This is a genomic window from Desulfuribacillus stibiiarsenatis, from assembly GCF_001742305.1.
Classification (GTDB): domain Bacteria; phylum Bacillota; class Bacilli; order Desulfuribacillales; family Desulfuribacillaceae; genus Desulfuribacillus_A; species Desulfuribacillus_A stibiiarsenatis.
In genome coordinates this window covers 21,535-43,817 of record NZ_MJAT01000005.1, presented here as the reverse complement: position 1 = coordinate 43,817, position 22,283 = coordinate 21,535, and the positions used below count along the sequence as shown (strand labels likewise).

The window sequence follows — 22,283 nt, the reverse complement described above, 5'->3', positions numbered from 1 at the left end:
ACATCTTTCTATCGTAGTCGCTGTTTCACTATTTCAAATAGCATGATACCTGCAGCTACCGAAGCATTTAGAGAAGTTACGTTACCAAGCATCGGTATCTTCGTCAAATAATCACACTTCTTCTCCAGTAAAGGACCCATACCCTTACCTTCACTGCCAATAATTAAAACGGTTGGCATATTATATTGTATGTCATAGTAGTGCTTGTCTGCTTTGGCATCTGTACCTACAACCCAAAATCCGCGCGCTTTCATCTCTTCCAAGGATTGTGCCAGATTCGTAACACGGATAATTGGCATATGCGCTACAGCGCCAGCCGAAGATTTCGCTACCGTGGCAGTTATCCCTACCGATCGATGCTTCGCAATTACCACACCCGCTACTCCTGATGCTTCTGCCGAACGTATAATCGAACCCACATTATGAGGATCCTGTAATTCCGCCAGCATAACTACTACCGGGTTCTTAGACATATCCAAACTATCTAACCATTGATCCATCTCGATATATTGAGCATGAGCTACAAATGCGATAAGCCCTTGGTTCACTTTCGTCGTAGCAATTTGTTCAATCTTCTGTCTTGTGACAAATTGATATTTGACTCCACGCTCCGACGCTAATTGTTTGATTTCATCTATTTGATGAAGCCCTTCGGCAATTAGAATCTTGTCCATCTGTTGGCCAGCACGCAGTGCCTCAATAATTGGATTTTTGCCTTCGATTTGCATGAATTCCGTTTCTTCTTCTGTTCGTTGTTCTTGTATTTGGTGTTCCTGATTTCGTAGATTCTCAGGCAATTTGTTTTTTATTTTTTCCGTGTGTTTTTGTTTCGTCTGCTTCATCTGCTCTGACGGTTTATTCTTGGAATTTGGATGATTCGCTTGTCTATTTTTTGGGTTCATTGGGCGATCCCTATTCATTCGATCCCTCTTTTGCAAAGAATTGTTCTAACCATGGCTCTTGTTCAAGAAGTTGATCTACCATTACCTGAACCATGTCTTTAATCTCCCATTGTGCACCTTTCGTTATGCAGCGCTTTCTATATAAATCAAAGAGCGCTCTAAGGTTTAGCGTAGTGACCATATTCGTGCCAGCACCGCCAGGTAACACGAAGCGAGCATCTTCTTTTGGGATTCCAAGAGAAATTAAACGGTCGTAGGAATCTTGTATTTCTTGACAGATTCTTAAGTATTCTTTGGTGGCTTCCTCATTGTTTGTAACTTTAGGAGGCATAACGATATCGAATAAGCCATCATTCTTTTCCGAAAGCTCTGTAACATAGCGCTGGGATTGGACAGACAGGCTGATACCAATGCGATGACGGCTATATTGCGCCAATAACGTGCGGCTAATCTCTTCTATCGCATAGGTTACACTACAATGTTCAACAACACTATGGTGCTGTGAATCAATAATCCTGCTCGCAAGACGTAGCATCTCTTCTCTAGAAACTTCAGAATTCCATAGCTGCAAAGGCGTTTGGGCGCTGTAGCATGTACGGGCTGCCGTCCAAATTGTTCGTAAAAAGTCCGGAGTTTTGTTGATCAACTGTATTTTCATAACTTTTCCCCCTAAGATTTATTGAATCATACTATTTCTTTTATTTCTTTTCTTTCTTCTGTGCTGATACAAAATCTACAATTTGTAGAAATATCGATTCTAATCTTTCGTTCTGATCTGTTAAATATAAATATCCCACCAAGCATTCAAATGCGGTACTGTGGCGATACTCTAGTACTGTTGCATTCTTTGCCGTAGTATAGGACTTCGTATTACGACCACGCATGACGATATTCCGTTCTTCTTCCGTCAGTTGATCCATGAGCATTTGTATAAATTGCGATTGGCTTCTCGCACTTACATATTTCGTCGCTTCTTTATGCAAATATTGCACTTTAGCAATCCCTTGATTCAATAATTGCTGACGCACCATGACTTCATATATGGCATCTCCAATATAGGCAAGCGCTAAGCTTGATAGTTCTTTATAGTTTGGTTTTTGCAAATCTATCACCTTTCTAGCGACAAACCTCTAAGAGCGTTTTCGCTTCCAGCGCACTCCTTGTGGTGTATCTTCTAAGATAATGCCTTGTTCTAAGAGTTGATCGCGGATTTCATCTGATCGTTTAAAATCTTTATTCTTTCTCGCCGTTTGACGCTCTTCAATTAATGCCTCGATATCGGCTTCCATCTCTGTATCTGCTTGTTTAACGGAAATGCGGAACACTTTTAACATTGATTCCATAGCTTCTAGATACAATTTTAAGATTCTCTCGTCCGTCGTTTCATTCCTTAGGTAAACATTGGCATCTCGAGCAATATCAAATACTACAGCAAGGGCTTCAGATGTATTAAAATCATCGTCCATAGATGCTTCGAATTTCTCTTTCATACCCTCTAACTGTTTCACTGTAGACTCAATGTCAATTCCAATATCCATAGAAGTGTCTAGTCGATGGGAAAGATTCTGATAAGTAGTCCGTAGTCTGTCTAAACCGTTTGCCGCTTGCTCTAACAGTTCTTCACTAAAGTTAATCGGGCTTCTGTAATGCGCTGACAATAAGAAGAAGCGTAAAATCTCTGGACTGTGCAGTTTGCGCAACTCATGTACCGTCATCACATTGCCTAAGGATTTAGACATTTTCTTGTTCTCGATATTAATATACCCATTATGTATCCAATAGTTCGCGAAAGGCTTACCATTTAACGCTTCACTTTGAGCTACTTCGTTCTCATGATGCGGAAATACTAAATCCTGTCCGCCAGCATGGATATCAATCGTTTCGCCTAAATATTTCTTTACCATTGCCGAACACTCAATGTGCCATCCAGGTCTACCTTTTCCCCACGGACTCTCCCAAAAAATTTCTCCCGGTTTGATGCTTTTCCATAGAGCGAAATCAAGCGGGTTCTTCTTCCGTACATCCACTTCGACCCTTGCTCCCGATTGCAACTCATCTAAGTCTTGCTGCGAAAGCTTGCCATATTGATGATATGCCTGTGTATCAAAATACACGTCCCCTTGTGTTACGTAAGCAAAGCCTTTCTCAATCAACCCTTGAACAAACTCTATGATTTCTTGAATATGATCCGTAACCCTAGGATGGACATCTGCACGCTTGACCCCCATCGCATCGGCGTCAGCATAGTACGCATCTATGTACTTCGTCGCTACCTCATCTACGGTAGTCCCTTCTTCTTGTGCACGGTTAATTAACTTATCATCCACATCGGTAAAATTCTGAATATATGTCACGTCATATCCGCGATATTCAAGGTAACTACGTACGACATCGAACATAGTAAACGCTCTCGCATTTCCAATGTGAATATAATTGTAGACCGTAGGCCCGCAAACGTACATCTTAACTTTTCCAGGCTCAACAGTCTTTAACTCTTCTTTTTTGCGAGACAGGGTATTATATAACTTAATCGTCATCTCTCATCATTCCTTTCAACTCATCGATTTCATTCTTCAAAATCGCAATCTGTCTCTGCATATCACAGACCATATTCGCGATTGGGTCTGGGAGGTTGACGTGGTCAAGTTCCGTCCTTACACGTTCCCCATTTTGGATAACAATTCTTCCCGGAATCCCAACTACAGTAGAGTTATCTGGTACATCACGGAGAACCACTGACCCCGCACCTACTTTCGCATTCTCGCCAATCGTAATAGACCCCAACACTTTCGCACCAGTAGCAATTAACGCACCATTTTTCACTGTCGGATGGCGTTTTCCTTTTTCTTTCCCTGTACCACCTAAAGTGACACCTTGATACAAGGTAACGTCATCACCTATCTCTGCCGTTTCCCCGATAACCACTCCCATGCCGTGGTCAATAAATAAGCGCTTCCCGATTGTTGCCCCTGGATGGATTTCTATGCCCGTAAGCCATCTACTAATTTGCGATATGATTCTGGCTGTCACATACCAATTATTCTTATATAGTTTATGCGAAAGTCTATAAAACCAGATGGCATGCAATCCGGAGTAACAAGTCACCACTTCAAAAATATTCCTCGCTGCTGGATCTCTCTCGAATACTGCATCTATGTCTGATTTTAATCCTTTAAACATTACTACTTCACCCCATCCGAAATATTACTTCTATCTATCGATAAACCCGTTTCGCAAATCCTCCTACCAAGAGAACGGATTATCATTTCACTAGTTTCCTATAAATATAAAAAAGAAACCATCTCTAAAAACAGAGACGATTTCTCGTGGTTCCACTCTGATTATGCAAAGTCCTTTGCATCACTCAAACGAATAACGGGTTTCCCCGTTGCAGAATCATTCTGCACGGCTCCAAGGTGCATTTTCAAAAACTTCAACATGTAAGCAATTTCAGCTGTTTGCCCACTCTCTGTAATGCTCCGTTTTTTACTTTCCTTATCGTAGCCTTGTCGTATTCTATTAATCCTTTTTATATCATAGGTCGGTTGATTTTGCAACTAAGACAAGTGCGCCTGCAAACGCTCAATCACACGATTTTTCCCAAGCAGCCAAAGCGATTGATTTAAATCAGGACCATGAATTACACCTGTAGTAGCAACACGCACTGGCATGAATAATTGTTTCCCTTTGTATCCCGTTTGCTTTTGCACTGCTTTTAATGCGCTTTGAATTGTCTCAGGAGAGAACTCAGAAACTTCCTGTAGTTGGTTAATGAATTCACCCAATACCGCAGGGACGTTTTCCTCACGAAGAACTTCATCTGCCCCTTCTGCAAATACTACTTCTTGCTCAAAGAACAGATTCACCAGTTGCGGAAGCTGCGCAGGCGAGTCCATACGCTCCACATATAACGCAACAAGCGCCCGAATCCAATGCATTTTCTCCTCTGTCACTTCTTCGCCGATGTATCCAGCCTTTTGTAAGTGAGGAATCGATAATTGTGTTACGACTTGAATATCTGCTTGTTTCAGATAATGATTATTCATCCAATTGAGTTTCTCAGGGTCAAAGACTGCTGGATTCTTCGCTACGCGGTCCAAGCTGAATTCTTGCGCCAATTCTTCTAGTGAAAAGATTTCTCTCTCCCCTTCTGGAGACCAACCTAATAGTGCTAGGAAATTGTTAAGCGCTTCAGGCAAGAAACCTAAATCTCTATACTGCTCTACGAATTGTATAACCGTCTCGTCTCGCTTACTCATTTTTTGACGATCTTTTCCTAAGATCAGAGAAACATGTGCAAAAGTCGGGGTATCAAACCCTAATGCTTGATAAATCAGAACTTGTCGAGGGGTATTGGACAAATGTTCTTCCCCACGAATCACATCCGTAATTCCCATTAAATAATCGTCGATGGTAACGGCCAAGTTATATGTTGGCATACCATCGGACTTAATTATGACAAAATCTCCGATGCCCTCACTATCAAATGTTACTCGCCCACGTACTTGATCGTGGATGACAATTGTTTCGTTCCCAGGAACTCGAAAACGGATTACAGGCTTTCTTCCTTCCGCCACGCACTGTGCCTCATCAGCTTCCGATAGCTTACGGCACTTGCCTAAGTACCGAGGCGTTTGTCCGCTCGCCATTAAAGTCTCACGTTCTTGCTCCAACTCTTCTGGGGTGCAATAGCAGCGATACGCTATGCCTTTCCCCAGTAATTGGTCGATGTATGGTTGGTATAGATGGAGTCGCTCCGATGAACGATACGGCCCATTCGGCCCTCCTACCCCTGGTCCTTCATCCCAAGTCAAGCCTAGCCACGAAAGGCTATCCATCATCTTTTGTTCTGCTTGATCGACATTTCTATTTTGATCCGTATCCTCAAAGCGAAGAATAAATTTGCCATTATGTTTCTTCGCATAAAGCCAATTAAATAGTGCAGATCTTGCACCACCGATATGTAAGTGTCCTGTAGGACTAGGAGCAAAACGCACTCTTGTCTCTTTCATAGAATAGCCTCCAATATTTAATGTTTCTTCTATGTCTTCATTATTCCATACTTCTTCTATGTCTTAGTGTTTCTTCCTATATCTTCTTTGACAATGGTTGTTATGCTTTTTGTAGCAACACGATTGCTTGCGCTGCGATTCCCTCTTCACGGCCTGTAAAGCCTAGTTGTTCTGTAGTCGTTGCTTTCACATTGATTTGCTGCACAGCACAACCACAAGATTTCGCTAGCATCTCACGCATACTTTCAATATGTGGTGACATCTTTGGTTTTTGGGCAATAATTATACAGTCGAGGTTTCCCATTGTATAACCCTCATCTTTGACGAGCTGCCATACATGTTCCAGCAAAAGTATGCTCGATATACCGCGATACTTTTCATCTGTGTCAGGAAAATGCTTACCAATATCACCTTTACCTAGGGCTCCTAGTATTGCGTCCATAATTGCATGAACTAAGACGTCTGCGTCCGAGTGGCCTAGCAGGCCACTTTCATAGGCAATCTCAACACCGCCCATGATGAGCTTTCGGTTCTCTGCAAATTGATGAACATCAAATCCTATTCCAACCTTCATTGTTGCATCCTCCTACGTAGTATCATTTCTGCAAAGCCCACATCCTCGGGCGTCGTTACTTTTATATTCTCATAACTACCTTTCACCACGGCGACAGGTCTGTCCATACGCTCCATAATCATCGCATCATCTGTAATGCTTAATGGATCTTCAATCTTATCTATGGCTTCTAAATACCAGGATTTTTTAATGATTTGCGGCGTTTGAGCAGCCCATAAATGCTCTCTGCTTGGTGTTGTTTCTATGTATTGATTCTTCACAATTTTAATCGTGTCCTTTACTGGGACTCCTACAATAGCCGCCCCAACTTCAATGGACTTACCAATACATTCCTCTATAATTTCCTGAGTAATAAGTGGTCTTGCTCCATCATGAATAAGAACGTATTCACACTTCTCATCGACAATCTTGAGACCGTTTATGACGCTGTAAATTCGTTCAGCGCCACCGGCAATCACATGTCTGACTTTGCTTAATTGATATGTATCAACTAATTCCTGCGCATATTCGAGCTCGTCCTTGCCGACAACAAATATAACTTCCAGTACTTTGGGATGCAAGCTAATAGCCTCGATTGTGTACACCACCATCGGCTTGTCTAGTAGTGGGACGTATTGCTTGTTATAACCTACACCCAACCGTTTCCCGACACCGGCAGCAGGTATAATTGCGGAAATGGTCATGTTCTTCCTGCCTCTCCATTTCTATTACTCAGTTTCGAGTCATTACTTCTTAATCTTCTATTACTTTTATATTTTCTTTACTGCTTATATTTTCATACTGCACCAACGAAAGCACGCAAGTATAAATATCGCTTCTAAATGCCTTAGTGCCGTGAGCATTAACACAGTAATGCCGTATTTTGCACTTATATGCTTTTTGATAGTATAAATAGAAGATAGGCTTCTGCATTGTAGAAGCCTATCAAAGAAATATCAACCAATATAATACCATATTATCAAAAATTATGCCTAGTAAAACTTAACTTAAATCCTTAGGCAACTTTATTATTGCGCTTTTTCTAATAATTTTGGTTTCGCAAAAATCATTCTACCAGCAGATGTCTGTAACACACTCGTAACGATGACATCAATTTCATTTCCTATAAACGTGCCTCCACCTTCGATGACTATCATCGTTCCATCATCCAGATACGCTACACCCTGACCGTGTTCCTTACCATCTTTAATTACTAGCGCTCGCATTTCTTCTCCTGGTAACACAACAGGCTTTACTGCATTCGCTAAGTCGTTAATGTTTAGTACGGATACACCTTGTAACTCACAAACCTTATTTAGATTAAAGTCGTTGGTCACCACTTGGCCATCAATGAGTTTGGCTAGTTTCACAAGCTTCGCATCGACTTCACTGGTTTCTTCAAAATCGCCTTCCCAAATCTCAACCTTTACTTGTAATTCCTTTTGAATCCTTTTTAGAATGTCCAATCCTCTACGGCCACGATTACGTTTTAGCGTATCCGAGGAATCCGCAATATGCTGTAGCTCTTGTAATACGAACGCCGGGATAATGATGGTGCCATCAACAAAGCCAGTGTTACAGATATCAGCGATTCTACCATCTATGATTACGCTTGTATCAAGAATTTTCCCTTTGCAAGAATAATTTTCCGCTTTTTTATTCCGCTCTTTAAAGCCTTTAAATTGAAAAACTCCAAGCAATTCTTCACGTTTCGAAATGGCAACCTTGTACCCAACATATCCTAAAATCAATGACATGAATATCGGAATGATTGGCCCTAAAATCGGAAGTCCACTCACTGCAGGATAGATAAGATACGCAACCAGTAATCCTGCGACCATTCCCACAACGCCCATAATAATTTCAACTAATGGAGTATTCGATAAAATTTCTTCAAACCATTTTATGAGTCCAATTACATAATCAATAAATCGGGAAGCTATAATTAATGCGAATATGATTGCGCCTAACACTGCCCCTATATATTCAGGATAGGAAACACCGCCAAGATTTAAAACCGAATCCATGAAAACAAATAAAGCAGGGCCGAACTGATACCCTAAAGCAACCCCCATTACTATGAAAAAACTATAGATTATTTTCTTCAACAACATCCTTCACCTCCTTTATTCATTATTTACCATATTTATTGATTCTATAACTATATTACTAATAAATAGTTCAATTTCCAATGAAATAGTCCATGTAAAATAAATATAATCATTTCACAAAAAATGCGTCATACTGACGCATTTTTGTTTTCAATCATTTCAGTTATAATACACATTGCTTCTACTTCATCTATTTCCTTGACTAGAACCAGTTCACTAACAAATATTTGTTTTGCATTTTCAAGCATTTTTCGTTCTCCCGTGGATAGTCCCTTTTCTCTTTCTCTTAGCATTAAGCTTCTAACTACTTCAGCTACCTTGAAAATGTCACCACTTTTAACCTTATCCATATTCGCACGGTATCTCTGATTCCAGTTGATCGATAAATCCTGCTCTTCATGTCGCATGCTATCAATCACACAGTTGATAGAACTTGCATCCACTACGTCTCTTAGCCCAATGTTTTGAACATTGCTGATTGGAATCATCACTTTCATATCTCCAACAGGCATTCTCATTACATAGTAACTACGCGTTTCCCCCAGGATTTCCTTTTCTTCAATGGATTCAATGACGCCTGCGCCATACATTGGATAGACTACTTTATCACCTACATTAAACATAGGACACCTCCACTGAGTATTCCATTTTAAGGTTATCAGAAAACGGGAGAAAAGTCAAAAGCAAAATATGTTAGCATATAAGAATATCATCCGTCAATAGTTATTTCGAATTTCCCCAGGAACTTTCTTTTTTTTACCGAAGATTCTAACGTTTTTTTTTAATCCATAAAACGCGTATACCGCTAAAGGTACAAACAAGATTTTATTTACTTGCGTTGGATAAAACATCGATACGATTAAAATGACCAATACTAAAATCGCCGATATCCAATACACAAACTTCGGAATACCAAGTTTCTTAAAGCTTGGGTAATGCACATTACTAACCATCAAATAGCTAAGTCCAAGCATCCCTGCCGTCAAAACTAGTGGATGTAAAGAGTCAATATACAAAGTCAAAGTTGCTAATATGCCCCCTGCCGCAGTAATCGGTAAACCGATAAAGTAACCTGGCGCACCTTCTTGAACATTAAATCTAGCCAAACGTAGTGCTCCACAAATTGGGAACACAGCAGTTATAATCCATCCTAAGTAGCTATAATCCTGCAAAATCACAACATACATAATAAAAGCTGGCGCTACCCCGAATGAGATTATATCCGATAAAGAGTCTAACTCTTTACCAAATTCACTCTGAGCATTAAGCATTCTAGCCATGCGACCATCTAAACCGTCTAACAACATACCAATGACCACCATAATGGCGGCATATTCCACCTGACCCTGAAATGCCAAAATAATTGACAATATCCCAATAAATAAATTCCCAACAGTAAAGACACTTGGAACCGCTTTAATTACTTGCATTGCAACACCTTCCCTATAGGAGTAATTCCTGCTTGCACAGTATCTCCAGGTTTGACAAGTACTTCTACATCGATTGGTAGCATATGTTGGGTTCCTGAACTAAACTTAATCATACCGACCTTATCTCCTTGTTGGACGTTTTGGTTGGTTGTCACCCAAGAGACAACCCTACGCGCCATAATACCCGCCACTTGCACGATTAAGACTTTCATCTTGTCGTTTTCAAAACCTATATAATTCCTTTCATTGACCTCATAACAATTCTCTCTAGTTGCCGGAACAAACTTTCCTTTTTGATAATGTGTGTAAGCAACGCGCCCAGAAATCGGGGCTCTATTGACATGCACATTTGCTGGCGACATGAAAATATGAATTGCTTTCGCAGGTCCGTGGAAAAATCTATCTTCTACAATGTCTTTGATTTCAACGACAGTACCATCGCAACCAGCATATATAATCGTCTCATCTTGTACAATTTCACGCTTAGGGTCTCGAAAGAAATATAAAATAAAGATAATAAGACCTAAACCTAATACCATAAGCGGTAAGTAAATTAGATATAAAATAACAGTAAAAGCAACCGCTACCAGTATACTAACTATTCCTTCGTCTCGTAATGCATGTTTTTCCATTAAGCAAATCCTTCCCGATTGTAATCTTAATACTAAAAAAGCGTATCCATTATATTTTACGTTATTTTGGACATTTTCACAACTTTCTAAATGTGCCGCTCAAAAAACGCCTGCTCTCGAATCCTACGTAATCCTTCACGTATAGCCCTAGCACGAGCTTCTCCTATTCCTTCCACTTGATCCAACTGCTCCAAAGAAGCTGATACAATTTCAGACAATCCATCAAAAGCGTCCGCGAGGTTGTCTATCACTGATATAGGAAGGCGTGGGATTTTGTTTAATATTCTATATCCGCGCGGCTGTAGGAAACGTTCACTATAATTAAACTCTGAATGATATCCTAAAATTCGCACAATATTTGCAGGGTCTAATAATTCATCTGGCGTTAAATTCTTCAGATCGGTTTTTAACAACTCACGAACGTTACACTCTTGACCGTTAAAACAGTAATCGCGAATGACCCAATAGACCTCTAACTCAACACCAGTGACTAGCTCTTCCAACTGCATGCTAATCAGTCTTCCTTCAGTCCCTAGTTCAATAATATATTTCTCTACTTCTTCTTTTATGCGTAAAACCATCTCTGCTCGGTGAATCACTGTCACAATATCATTGAATGTCACTATATCTTCAAATTCAAGTGCCGTTAAATTCGATAATGCTTTATCAAGTACATTCTTGTATTTATCTAGCGTTTGAATTGCTTGATTCGCCTTGCTGAGTATGACATTAATTTCTTTTAATGCGTAACGCCATGACCCTTTATATAATGTTATAACATTTCTCCGCTGCGATATTGATACAACCAATTGCTTCGTTTGTCTGGCGATGCGTTCCGCCGTCCGATGTCGAATCCCTGTCTCAACAGAAGGGATAGAAGCATCAGGAAGCATAAGTGCATTGGCGTATAGTATCTTCCTGCCATCTTCACTAATTATTATTGCTCCATCCATCTTCGCTAATTCATAAAGATTTGCCGGAGTTAATTCGCAGTTGATAGGAAAGCCACCATCCATAATGTGACTGAATTCCTCAGTATTCCCTATGACGATTAAAGCACCTGTTTTAGCTCGCAGAACATTATCAAGGCCTTCTCGTAGAGCTGTGCCTGGCGCTACTGTTTTTAGAATTTTATAGCTTTTATCATCCGTCCTCATCTCAATCCTCCTAAGGCGGCTTCTAATGCTTCTGTAATATTTCGCACATATATTAATGTCATGCCTTTCCCATCAATCCCCTTGTTCGTATGCGGTAAAATCATTTGTTTAAATCCTAATTTATGTGCTTCCGCAATGCGAATTTCCATTTGCGGTACCGAGCGTATTTCGCCCGTTAAACCGATTTCCCCGATAGCAACTAATTCCCTTGGTAACTGGAGATTGCGAAAACTAGAAGCAATTGATAAGGCAACCCCTAAATCAACGGCTGGATCATCGAGCCTAACTCCACCCACAGCATTTACAAACGCATCTTGGCTCTGCAGTTGGAGACCCGCTTTCTTCTCTAAAACCGCAATGATTAAAGCAACACGATTATAATCGATTCCAGTAGCCGTCCGCTTCGGACTTGGATAACTAGTCGGTGAAATTAATGCTTGAATCTCGATCAAGAAGGGTCTACTACCCTCCAGACTCGCAACAATTGCCGCTCCTATAGTATCACGATCACGCTCCGGCAAAAAAATCTCCGATGGGTTATCTACTTCAACTAAACCAGTTTCATTCATCTCAAAAACACCTAGCTCATGGGTCGATCCAAATCGGTTTTTGACTGTGCGTATGAGGCGGAAGAAATGATTCTTATCCCCTTCTATGTATAATACCGTGTCTACCATATGCTCTAATATTTTCGGTCCTGCAATGGCCCCCTGTTTTGTTACATGTCCTACAATAAAAGTTGCCACTTGGAATTCTTTTGCTATATGCATAAGCTTAGCTGTCGCCTCTCGGACCTGAGAAACACTACCTGGAGCAGAAGCGATATCAGGTATGTACATAGTCTGAATTGAGTCTATGATGAGTAAATCCGGATTTACGTTATATACTTGTAATGTAATGTCCTCGAGATTTGTTTCTGCTAAAACTAGAATATTCTCATGTAAAGCCGTTAATCTCTCTGCACGCATTTTTAATTGACTCAAAGATTCTTCACCTGTCACATACATAACCTTCTTACCTTGCTTGGCTAGATTATATGCTACTTGTAAGATGATTGTAGATTTTCCGATTCCAGGATCTCCGCCAAGAAGAATCAACGAACCTTTTACTATCCCACCACCTAGTACTCGATCCAATTCATTGATGCTAGTGGAAATTCTCTGCTCTTTCTCATACTCTACCTCTAGAATAGATTGAGCCTTCTTCGTTGGCATAGTAATCCCCAAGGAATTATGTTTATTCGTTTGCGTTTTATTCTGTGTAAGTTCTTCTACAAGGGTACTCCACTGATTGCAGCTAGGGCATTTACCATACCATTTAGGGGACTCTAGGCCACACTCTTGGCATATATACTTTGATTTTACTTTCATAACAAGCTCCTATCCAAAATGAATTTCGCATACCAGATACTATTACTACTGGCAGTCTACAAGAGCTTCTGCGCACATGTAGAATAAGGACGCAAAAATGCGCCCTTATTCAAATTCGTTTTTATTTATTATTATATATCAATTTATTATCTTGGAGTTGAATTTGTATTTTACTTCCTGGCTTAATATCACCTATTAACAGGGCTTCAGACAACATATCTTCAATGTGCTTTTGAATCGCACGCTTTAACGGTCTTGCCCCATACTCTGGATCAAAGCCTTCTTTTGCTAGGAACTCTAATGCCTCGTTTGTCATCTCAAATTCAATCTGATGCTCTTGCAGACGTTTCTGTAGTTCCGCCACCATTAAAGATACAATGTGAGCAATATGTTCCTTCTCTAATGAATGGAAGACAATCAGCTCGTCGATACGATTTAAGAATTCTGGTCGGAATGTCTTTTTCAATTCTGCCATAATTCTCGTCTTCATATGCTCATAGTCCTTACTTCCTGCATCGGTAGTAAACCCAAGTGGTTTTGTTTGTTTGAGCATACTTGCGCCTACATTGGAAGTCATGATAATTACGGTGTTGCGGAAGTCAACGGTTCTCCCTTTAGAGTCCGTTAGTCGCCCATCATCTAAGACCTGTAGCAGGATATTAAAAACTTCTGGATGCGCTTTTTCAATCTCATCTAATAGTACAACAGAATACGGCTTACGGCGTACCTTTTCCGTTAATTGTCCACCTTCTTCAAAACCGACATACCCTGGTGGGGAGCCCACAAGCCTTGAAACATTATGTTTCTCCATGTATTCTGACATGTCAACGCGGATCATCGCATCTTCGTCACCGAACAAACTCTCTGCTAATGCCCGAGCTAGCTCTGTCTTACCAACACCAGTAGGACCAAGGAATATAAACGACCCGATTGGACGCTTTGGATCCTTAAGACCTGCCCTTGCGCGACGAATGGCCCGCGCCACAGCCTTCACTGCATCATCCTGACTGATGACTCGTTTATGCAAGATTTCTTCCATGTTTAATAATCGGCTCGATTCATCTTGTGATATCTTATCCACTGGTACGCCAGTCCACACCGATACAATTTGCGCAATATCTTCTATACTGACGACGGAATCCTCGCGAACCTTCTGGCTTTTCCAGCTTTCCTTAATAGCTTCTAGCTGCATTCTAAGGTCTTTCTCTTTATCCCTTAAGGACGCGGCCTTCTCGAATTCTTGCCCTTGGATTGCCGCTTCTTTTTCATTTTTTACTTCTTCTAATTGTTTCTCAAGTTCTTTCAAATTTGGTGGTTGCGTATACGATTTTAATCGTACTTTCGACGCTGCTTCATCAATTAAATCAATCGCTTTATCAGGCAAGAAACGATCTGTTATGTACCTGTCTGATAAATTGACTGCCGCGTCAACCGCTTCATCTAATATCTTGACACGGTGATGAGCTTCGTAACGGTCTCTAAGACCGAGTAGGATTTTAATTGCCTCTTCCTTATTCGGCTCATCGACTTTAATTGGTTGAAATCTTCGCTCTAAAGCTGCATCCTTCTCAATATGCTTTCGATATTCATCGATGGTCGTTGCACCTATGCATTGTAACTCTCCACGCGCTAGAGCTGGTTTGAAAATATTTGAGGCATCAATTGCCCCTTCCGCTCCACCAGCACCAATGAGAGTATGTAACTCATCAATAAATAGGATGACATTCCCTGCTTGACGAATCTCCTCCATAATCTTCTTTAATCGATCTTCGAATTCCCCACGGTACTTCGTACCCGCAACCGCAGTTCCCATATCTAACGATACAACACGCTTATTACGAAGTGTCTCAGGAATTTCATTGTTGATTATCCTTTGTGCTAATCCTTCCGCAATAGCGGTTTTACCAACACCTGGCTCACCAATGATTACAGGGTTGTTCTTGGTTCTGCGGCTAAGAATCTGAATCACACGCTCTATCTCTTTATCTCTGCCGATGACTGGATCAAGCTTGCCTTCTTTTGCAATCTCCGTCAAATCACGAGAAATACTATCCAGTGTTTGCGTGCTTGTATTCCCTTTTTGATGATTGGTATGCTGATTATGTGTGATTTCCGATCCACCAAGGAGCTGAAGCACTTGTTGCTTGGCTTTATTTAAGCTAACACCAAGATTATTGAGAACCCTCGCAGCAACACCTTCACCTTCACGAATCAGCCCTAACAGAATATGTTCTGTCCCGATATACGTATGGCCTAACTTGCGCGCCTCATCCATTGATAACTCGATGACCTTTTTTGCCCGTGGTGTATACGTAACACTGTCGACCTGCTGCTCACTGGCACCAATCATCTTCTCTATTTCTTTTTGGATGTTATCTAAGTTAACTTCTAACGCCTTTAGAGCTTTAGCAGCAATCCCATCACCTTCTCGGATTAATCCTAGAAGCAGATGCTCTGTCCCAACGTTTTCATGACCAAGGGACATTGCCTCTTCCTGCGCCAAATTCAGAACCCTTTGTGCTCTTTCCGTAAATCTTCCCAGCATAGTTTATCCCTCCAATTTTCTATTTAAGTTCTATTTGATTTCAATCTATTCAATTTCTACAGATTTCAAACGTTCGCGAATTACATTGGCTCGTTTAATATCTCTTTCCTCTGGTGTTAATTCTCTTCCTGAATACTTTTGCAGAAACCCAGAGCCCGTAAGAACCATAAGCTCCTTCAAAATATTCGATGAGATTCCATCGATCAGTCCTAAATCTATCCCTAGTCTTACATTCGATATCCTTTCCATCGCTTCTCTCGTACTAATCACCCTGGCATGTAACAGAATACCTAAAGAACGGAAGACTTTATCTTCTAGCTGTTCTTTTGACTGTTCGAAGACTTGTTTGCGGGCTTCTCGTTCGTGTTCCACCACTTGTTTAATTACATCTTCTAGGCTTTCTATGATTTCGCTTTCACTAAATCCTAAGGTGATTTGATTTGATATCTGAAAAATATTGCCTACCGCTTCACTACCTTCCCCGTAGTATCCACGGACAGCAAGCCCTACGCGTTGCACCGCTCCAAGTAAGCGTTTCGCTTGGCCAGACATGACGAGGGCTGGGATGTGAACCATAACTGAAGCGCGCAATCCAGTACCCACATTTGTTACACAGCTAGTTAAATATCCAATTTTCTCATCAAACGCAAACTCAGCCGCATGTTCAACAGTGTCATCAATCGTATTCGCGACATCATAGGCTGCTCGTAATTGAAATCCTGGAAAAATACATTGTATGCGTAAATGGTCCTCTTCATTAATCATAATATTGGCTGCTTCGTCGTTTCGTAAGATGACTGCACTCTGCTGGTACTCCGCTTCTAACTTCGGACTAATCAGGTGTTTCTCAACTAAAATTGTTCTTTCCAGAAGGCTGATGTCTTTCATACGAATCAGTTCATATTCACCTAATGCTTTAAACTTGTCTTCATGAATAATATGTTCTACTTTGTCCATCACCTCTTCCGTTGTCTTATCTGTCATAAAAGGTGAGAACGGTATATTTACAATATTTCTAGCTAGGCGAATCCGACTACTGATTACCACATCGGAATCAGGTCCTGCTTGTTGCATCCATTCACTAAGACCCTTTTCGATAAAATCATTCAGTGCCATATTCAACCTCCTATGCTTGTAGTTTTGTTTCTAGTGCTTTGATTTGATCGCGAATTTCTGCTGCATCTTCGAATTTTTCTTCATAGACTTTTCGCTGAAGTGTATGTCTAAGTTCATTAACTTTACGTTTCATAAGGATTTCCTCACCCATACGGGAAGGTATTTTCCCTGTATGCGTTAAATTGCCTTGGACTTTTCGCAAAATATGATCCAATTGATTGTTGAAACATTTATAACAGTCTGCACAACCCAATTTGCCAACTTTATAAAATTGTTGGAATGTCATGCCGCAGGTATCGCATTGTGAATGTTCTTGGGTTGGTGCTTTATTTATATCAGAGCTCAACAAACCCGATAGTAGTTCGTGAAAGCTAAACCCCTGTGAAAACTCTCCTTTTTGTTGAGCACATTGTTCACATAAGTGACTTTCTGTTTTTTGGTTGTTGATAATTTTAGTTAAATGAACTGTTGCTGGTCGACGATTACATTCTTGGCAATCCATCGCTATCCCTCCTTAAAGTTCTTTCCCTAAAATAGCAGCAAGCATCGAACTCAAAATCTTAGCGCGAAACTTCTCCCTTTGAATCATTTCATAATCCAATATATCGCGGGAGATTGCTGCTTTTAACATTTGTTTCTCACGATTTGTGATAATTCGTTCATCATGAAGCCTCTGTATAATGCCCAAACCTTGCTCTTGAGATGCTTCATCGCCAACAAGCTGCAACACTGCTCGATGTAAACTGCGCTGCTTAGGAATATCAATTTTTTGAATTCGTATAAACCCACCACCACCGCGTTTACTCTTGACTACATAACCCTTTTCTAGGCTAAAACGCGTTTGCATCACATAGTTAATTTGTGAAGGAGCGCACTCAAATCGCTCTGCAAGCTCATTGCGTCGAATTTCAATCATCGACGTATTATTCTTGAGGAAAATTTCCTTAAGATGTTTTTCAATAATATTCGATACGTTTAACAAGAGAATCACCCCGTTAGCGTCTAGTGAACACATTCACTTCTTACTCATTTACGCCGACTTAACTTTGACTTACTTTGACCTTATTATAAAATTATTCATTATGTTTTGCAAGTAATGGTATCAGCTCGGAAAATGAATGGATGAAATCATTAGCATGTGCTAACTCTGTCTGATCTGCAAAACCGTAGGCACAGGCTACAGTTCTCAAATGATTCTTCTGACCAGCTTCAATGTCAGAGCTTCTATCTCCAATCATCCATGTGTCAGTTGGATTCAACTGATTATCCTTTAGCAGTTGTGCGACTAAATCTACTTTACTTACTGTTTGATACTCGCCTGCTGAATATGCTTTTGTTATCACCTGTTCGATTCCCATTTTTTCCAATACATAATCGACATATTCCTTCGCACCATTGCTTGCAATAAATATTTGTATGCCACGGGAGCGCAGTTCATTCAAAGTTTCCAGTACGCCGTCATATAGCTTCCCATTTCCCTTATCTATGTAATCTTTCTCAAACTGTCCCATGTATCGATCGGCTATATCCTTCGTCTGCTGATCTGTACTAGGTAATAATTTGTTCCATATATCGTTGAGTGTGAGCCCAAACATTCTTAGAAAGGTTTCTTCCTTAGGCATTTCCCCATCAAATAAGCCTTCGTCGCGTAACTTCTTAAATGTATCGACAAATGCCGGGACTGCAATTCGCTCTGTTTCAAACAGAGTGCCATCCAAGTCAAAAATCATATGTTGTATCATGTATGTTCCTCCACACTTTATCTCAACGGCTTTACTAATACTCCCACTTCTTCTATAAGCGGGAGATAAGTGCCGCCAAGCTTCGAAATAAGTGCAACTAGAGTTCATTCGGAGTAAAAACCCCACCTGAACTAAGTTTTCTTTATAACTCAATATTTCTGTTAGTGTATCACAAGGAGTTTTTATCTATAAATCATTTTGCTGTAATTGTTATCCAAATAAACTTGTGCGTGTGCATTAAAATTTCGACTAAAAAAAGCATCGTGCCCTTGGACACAATGCTTATAGAGATTGATTCTCCGATGCTAACAGTTGATTGAACTCATGAATAGGAATCGGACGACTGAACAAGAATCCTTGATACATATCGCATTGATAATTTTTCAAGGAATCCCTTTGTTCGCTAGTTTCTACCCCTTCTGCTACTACTTTAAGTCCTAAACTGTGCGCTAAATTAATGATGGTTGTTACAATCGCTAAATCCTTTGAATCTTGTGTAATTCTGCGAATAAAAGACTGATCAATTTTCAATTTATCAATAGGGAATTGGCGGAAGTTGTTTAATGACGAGTAGCCCGTTCCAAAGTCATCAATAGAAATTGATACGCCTATCTTGTTTAATTTATGCAAGACATCTACCACTAAATTGATATCTTCCATTGCAACAGACTCCGTTATTTCTACATCGAGTAAGTGAGGCTGAATATTTTCTTCCTTTATAATTCTCTCGATTAATTCTACAAAGTTATTCTGCATGAACTGCCTGGCTGAAATGTTCACAGCAACTGGTACCTGTTGTAATCCCTCTTCTTGCCAATGTCTAATGGTCTGACAAGTTGTACGTATAACCCATTCACCAATTGGAATAATGAGATTCGTTTCTTCCGCTAAGGGGATAAACTCGCCTGGAGAAATCATGCCCCTATCATGATGCTGCCATCGAATCAATGCTTCTGCGCCAATCACTTTTCCTGTTTGCATATCAATTTGCGGTTGGAAATGGAGCCTTAATTCTTCTCGGTCTATCGCTTGTCGAAGCTCAACTTCCAAGGATAGCATTTCTTCGGCACGTTCATTCATTTCAATCGTGTAGTACTGATACTGATTTCTACCCTTTTCCTTTGCTTTATACATGGCAGTGTCAGCATTTCTCAAAAGCATGTTCATTTCAAAGCCATCTTTCGGGTAAATACTAATACCAATACTAGCCGTGATGAATAACTGTTTATCAATAATAATAAACGGTTGTGTGAGTAACAAAAGTATTGCTTGGGCGATTCTTTCTACGTCATCTAAATTCTTCACAATGACCGTGAATTCATCTCCACCAATGCGAAACACATCACTCATAGGAAGCAGCTCTTCCGCAAGACGGTCCGCGACAATTTGTAAAAGTAAATCGCCAAATTCATGGCCGATAGAATCGTTAATGTTTTTAAATCGATCGATATCAATAAATAGCACTGCAAATGGCTGCGCATCTTCTTGAGAGATAATCATCTTGTGCAGATATTCAGTAAATTTTACTCGGTTTGCGAGTCCTGTAAGCGGGTCATGGTATGCTAAGTAATAGTTATTGGCTTCTAGTTCTTTCTTTTTCGTCACATCTTCTTTGACAGCTACAAAGTGAGTGATTGCACCTTTTGTATTCATGATAGGCGAGATGGAAAGAGACTCCCAATATATCTCGCCATTTTTCCGCTTGTTCTGAAGCTCACCACGCCACTCATTGCCAGATGTTATGCTTTGCCAAAGCTCCTCGTAGGTCTTTGGACTAGTATTCGAAGACTTTAGAACCCTTGGATTGCTTCCGATCACTTCATCTGCTGTATAACCTGTAACCTCAATGAACTTTGAATTGACATACTCTATGTTCCCATCAACATCTGTGATTACTAAACATGACGGACTATTTTCTACCGCTTTTAGTAGCAAATTCGCTTCTTCTCGCGCTTTTATCAAGTTCGTTAAGTCAGTATACACCGCATATCCACCAACGGTTTTGTTATCAACAATAACAGGAATCCCTCTTAACAATACAGGAATGGCTTGACCATCTTTTCTATATCTCACTATCTCAGAATTGACTAATTCACCGCTAAGGATTTTTCCAGAAAAGTAACTCTCAGCCTTTTTTGCTGGGTCTAAGATACGGTTTAAGTTCTCACCATTAACGTCCTCAAGGGTATACCCAAAAAGATTCGTAAATTGTCGATTGATGTTAATAATTCGCTCGTCTGTATCAAAAAAAACAAACGCATCTGGGGAATGCTCAAATAAAGCTTCAAATGTTTTTTGACGATAAACAAAGAAACTGTTATTGTCTACCATGTTTTCACCCCATAACTATTCTATCTCTATCTCTATCTCTATCTCTATCTCTATCTCTATCTCTATCTCTATCTCTATCTCTATCTCTATCTCCACATACTCTATATTACACTTACTTAATTTGAAAGTATTATTAAATATTATAATTGTTTATTTGATTATGAGAATACTATTCAAATTTAAAAAGTTTAAAATCATAAAGTTAAAATCCCGTATTTATTCACTCACATCTATTTATGTATCTATTTTACACCTTATATATCTATTCTACACGAAATGGCATAAGTCCTTCCCATTGTCGGCATGCAATATATAACATCCTAGTATAATTCTTATATACGATTGCCTTAATCGTACAATAGCTCCATCACTGCGTAAAGATGATAAAGGTCACGATAAAATAAGTGATTACTATAATTGTAGGTGGAATGGAGTATACCCATAGATTTTTGGCTTTCCGATAAAACAGCGTAACAAGTAACAGTAACGCCATCACTGCACCACCAAATGCTGTAACAAACTGAATTGGATCAATGGCTCCAAGAATACTACCATGCCGATATACTAAGTCTGCAAAAGCAATAATCAACATGTTAAATATATTACTACCTAGAACAGCACCCAAGGCTAGATTCACATTGGATAGCTTTAGTGCTGCGTATACACTGACTACCTCAGGAAGGGACGTTGTAGCCGCAATCAAGAAACTACCTACAAAGGTAGACCCTAAGCCAGTGATAATCGCAATCTTATCTCCTAGGATTGCTAGGGCGCTTCCTGAGACTAAGATGACTAGCGAGAAAACCGCAAATCCTATCACCGCTTGCCTTACTGATATATCTGCAACTTTAGGTTCGGTAATCTTCGATTCTGCTTGTATTTCCTCCTGTAAAATATGCGACTTTACTTGGATGTTGATTTTCGATATGACCCACATCCCTAATCCGTACACAATAACTAAGAGGATGCTACTTAATCCAATACCAATCAATTGATATGTCGTATCTAGGAGCATGGCGACCATGACAATAATCGTTAATACGATACCTAAAGTTGCAGTAATTCTGTGGGTATAAGAAGCTAACAAAAACAGTCGTTTCCGACGAAACAGGATATCGAAGACCGCTATCACCAGTACATTGAATATATTACTTCCAAGAACATTAGCAATGGCAATGTCCGGATTGTCAATGACAATGGCTGAAATCGTTGTTGTAACTTCCGGTAGTGAAGTTGCAGCGGCTAACAATACAGTACCAATGAGTAAACCTCCGAATGATGTTTTCTCACTCAGTACATCTGCATAATTCGATAACTTCATCGCAGAATACACAGTAACTATAGAAGCTATTAAAAAGTATACAAATACCAAATCAGTCGCC

At 40.1% G+C, this 22,283-nt stretch carries 21 protein-coding genes and 1 other annotated feature; all 21 genes read right to left on the bottom strand.

Translation table 11 applies throughout. The annotated features are described in order from the left end of the window. Window positions 1-8: 8 nt before the first annotated feature. Window positions 9-920, bottom strand: a complete 912-nt coding sequence (rlmB, locus tag BHU72_RS03695) for a 23S rRNA (guanosine(2251)-2'-O)-methyltransferase RlmB (RefSeq protein ID WP_245671849.1) — start codon at window positions 918-920, stop codon at window positions 9-11. Beyond that, entirely contained in the window at window positions 913-1,560 is a 648-nt protein-coding gene (gene thyX / locus BHU72_RS03690; protein ID WP_069701287.1) for an FAD-dependent thymidylate synthase, read from the bottom strand. Before thyX ends, rlmB begins: the two co-directional genes overlap by 8 nt. Window positions 1,561-1,600: 40 nt before the next feature. Then, window positions 1,601-2,014 carry a Mini-ribonuclease 3 gene (locus tag BHU72_RS03685; protein WP_367114445.1) on the bottom strand — a complete coding sequence of 138 codons (414 nt, stop codon included), beginning with the start codon at window positions 2,012-2,014 and terminating at the stop codon, window positions 1,601-1,603. An 18-nt stretch (window positions 2,015-2,032) separates the two neighbouring features. After that, the gene (gene cysS / locus BHU72_RS03680; protein WP_069701285.1) at window positions 2,033-3,439 is read right to left on the bottom strand and encodes a cysteine--tRNA ligase; all 1,407 of its coding nucleotides are present in this window, start codon (window positions 3,437-3,439) and stop codon (window positions 2,033-2,035) included. Next, a complete protein-coding gene (gene cysE, locus BHU72_RS03675) occupies window positions 3,429-4,082 on the bottom strand; it encodes a serine O-acetyltransferase (RefSeq protein ID WP_069701284.1) in 654 nt (217 codons plus the stop codon). The genes cysS and cysE overlap by 11 nt, the downstream gene beginning before the upstream one ends. Window positions 4,083-4,211: 129 nt before the next feature. After that, window positions 4,212-4,413 (bottom strand) — a binding site (T-box leader). 46 nt (window positions 4,414-4,459) lie between these two features. Continuing rightward, window positions 4,460-5,914: a glutamate--tRNA ligase gene (gene gltX, locus BHU72_RS03665; RefSeq protein ID WP_069701282.1), complete on the bottom strand. Its 1,455-nt coding sequence runs from the start codon at window positions 5,912-5,914 to the stop codon at window positions 4,460-4,462. Between the two features lie 100 nt (window positions 5,915-6,014). After that, the gene (gene ispF, locus BHU72_RS03660) at window positions 6,015-6,488 is read right to left on the bottom strand and encodes a 2-C-methyl-D-erythritol 2,4-cyclodiphosphate synthase (RefSeq protein ID WP_069701281.1); all 474 of its coding nucleotides are present in this window, start codon (window positions 6,486-6,488) and stop codon (window positions 6,015-6,017) included. Continuing rightward, window positions 6,485-7,171, bottom strand: a complete 687-nt coding sequence (gene ispD, locus BHU72_RS03655) for a 2-C-methyl-D-erythritol 4-phosphate cytidylyltransferase (protein ID WP_069701280.1) — start codon at window positions 7,169-7,171, stop codon at window positions 6,485-6,487. Before ispD ends, ispF begins: the two co-directional genes overlap by 4 nt. Window positions 7,172-7,495: 324 nt before the next feature. Beyond that, the gene (locus BHU72_RS03650; RefSeq protein ID WP_069701351.1) at window positions 7,496-8,578 is read right to left on the bottom strand and encodes a PIN/TRAM domain-containing protein; all 1,083 of its coding nucleotides are present in this window, start codon (window positions 8,576-8,578) and stop codon (window positions 7,496-7,498) included. A 128-nt stretch (window positions 8,579-8,706) separates the two neighbouring features. Beyond that, window positions 8,707-9,201, bottom strand: a complete 495-nt coding sequence (locus tag BHU72_RS03645; protein ID WP_069701279.1) for a CarD family transcriptional regulator — start codon at window positions 9,199-9,201, stop codon at window positions 8,707-8,709. A 93-nt stretch (window positions 9,202-9,294) separates the two neighbouring features. Further along, complete coding sequence (gene pssA / locus BHU72_RS03640) at window positions 9,295-10,008, bottom strand: CDP-diacylglycerol--serine O-phosphatidyltransferase (RefSeq protein WP_069701278.1); 714 nt, start codon at window positions 10,006-10,008, stop codon at window positions 9,295-9,297. Beyond that, window positions 9,999-10,640: a phosphatidylserine decarboxylase gene (locus tag BHU72_RS03635; protein ID WP_069701277.1), complete on the bottom strand. Its 642-nt coding sequence runs from the start codon at window positions 10,638-10,640 to the stop codon at window positions 9,999-10,001. Before BHU72_RS03635 ends, pssA begins: the two co-directional genes overlap by 10 nt. Before the next feature lie 86 nt (window positions 10,641-10,726). Continuing rightward, window positions 10,727-11,797, bottom strand: a complete 1,071-nt coding sequence (disA, locus tag BHU72_RS03630) for a DNA integrity scanning diadenylate cyclase DisA (protein ID WP_069701276.1) — start codon at window positions 11,795-11,797, stop codon at window positions 10,727-10,729. Then, window positions 11,794-13,167 (bottom strand): DNA repair protein RadA, encoded by a 1,374-nt coding sequence (radA, locus tag BHU72_RS03625; RefSeq protein ID WP_069701275.1) that lies wholly within the window; start codon window positions 13,165-13,167, stop codon window positions 11,794-11,796. Before radA ends, disA begins: the two co-directional genes overlap by 4 nt. A gap of 121 nt (window positions 13,168-13,288) precedes the next feature. Then, the gene (locus BHU72_RS03620; protein WP_069701274.1) at window positions 13,289-15,712 is read right to left on the bottom strand and encodes an ATP-dependent Clp protease ATP-binding subunit; all 2,424 of its coding nucleotides are present in this window, start codon (window positions 15,710-15,712) and stop codon (window positions 13,289-13,291) included. A 45-nt stretch (window positions 15,713-15,757) separates the two neighbouring features. Beyond that, on the bottom strand, window positions 15,758-16,828 hold the full coding sequence (locus tag BHU72_RS03615) for a protein arginine kinase (protein ID WP_069701273.1): 1,071 nt from the start codon (window positions 16,826-16,828) through the stop codon (window positions 15,758-15,760). Window positions 16,829-16,838: 10 nt separating this feature from the next. Further along, on the bottom strand, window positions 16,839-17,330 hold the full coding sequence (locus BHU72_RS03610) for a UvrB/UvrC motif-containing protein (protein WP_069701272.1): 492 nt from the start codon (window positions 17,328-17,330) through the stop codon (window positions 16,839-16,841). A 12-nt stretch (window positions 17,331-17,342) separates the two neighbouring features. Next, the gene (locus BHU72_RS03605) at window positions 17,343-17,810 is read right to left on the bottom strand and encodes a CtsR family transcriptional regulator (protein WP_069701350.1); all 468 of its coding nucleotides are present in this window, start codon (window positions 17,808-17,810) and stop codon (window positions 17,343-17,345) included. A gap of 91 nt (window positions 17,811-17,901) precedes the next feature. Beyond that, on the bottom strand, window positions 17,902-18,570 hold the full coding sequence (locus tag BHU72_RS03600) for an HAD family hydrolase (RefSeq protein WP_069701271.1): 669 nt from the start codon (window positions 18,568-18,570) through the stop codon (window positions 17,902-17,904). Between the two features lie 282 nt (window positions 18,571-18,852). Further along, on the bottom strand, window positions 18,853-20,901 hold the full coding sequence (locus BHU72_RS03595) for a sensor domain-containing protein (protein ID WP_069701270.1): 2,049 nt from the start codon (window positions 20,899-20,901) through the stop codon (window positions 18,853-18,855). Between the two features lie 367 nt (window positions 20,902-21,268). Continuing rightward, complete coding sequence (locus tag BHU72_RS03590; RefSeq protein ID WP_069701269.1) at window positions 21,269-22,273, bottom strand: sodium:calcium antiporter; 1,005 nt, start codon at window positions 22,271-22,273, stop codon at window positions 21,269-21,271. Window positions 22,274-22,283: the final 10 nt, after the last annotated feature.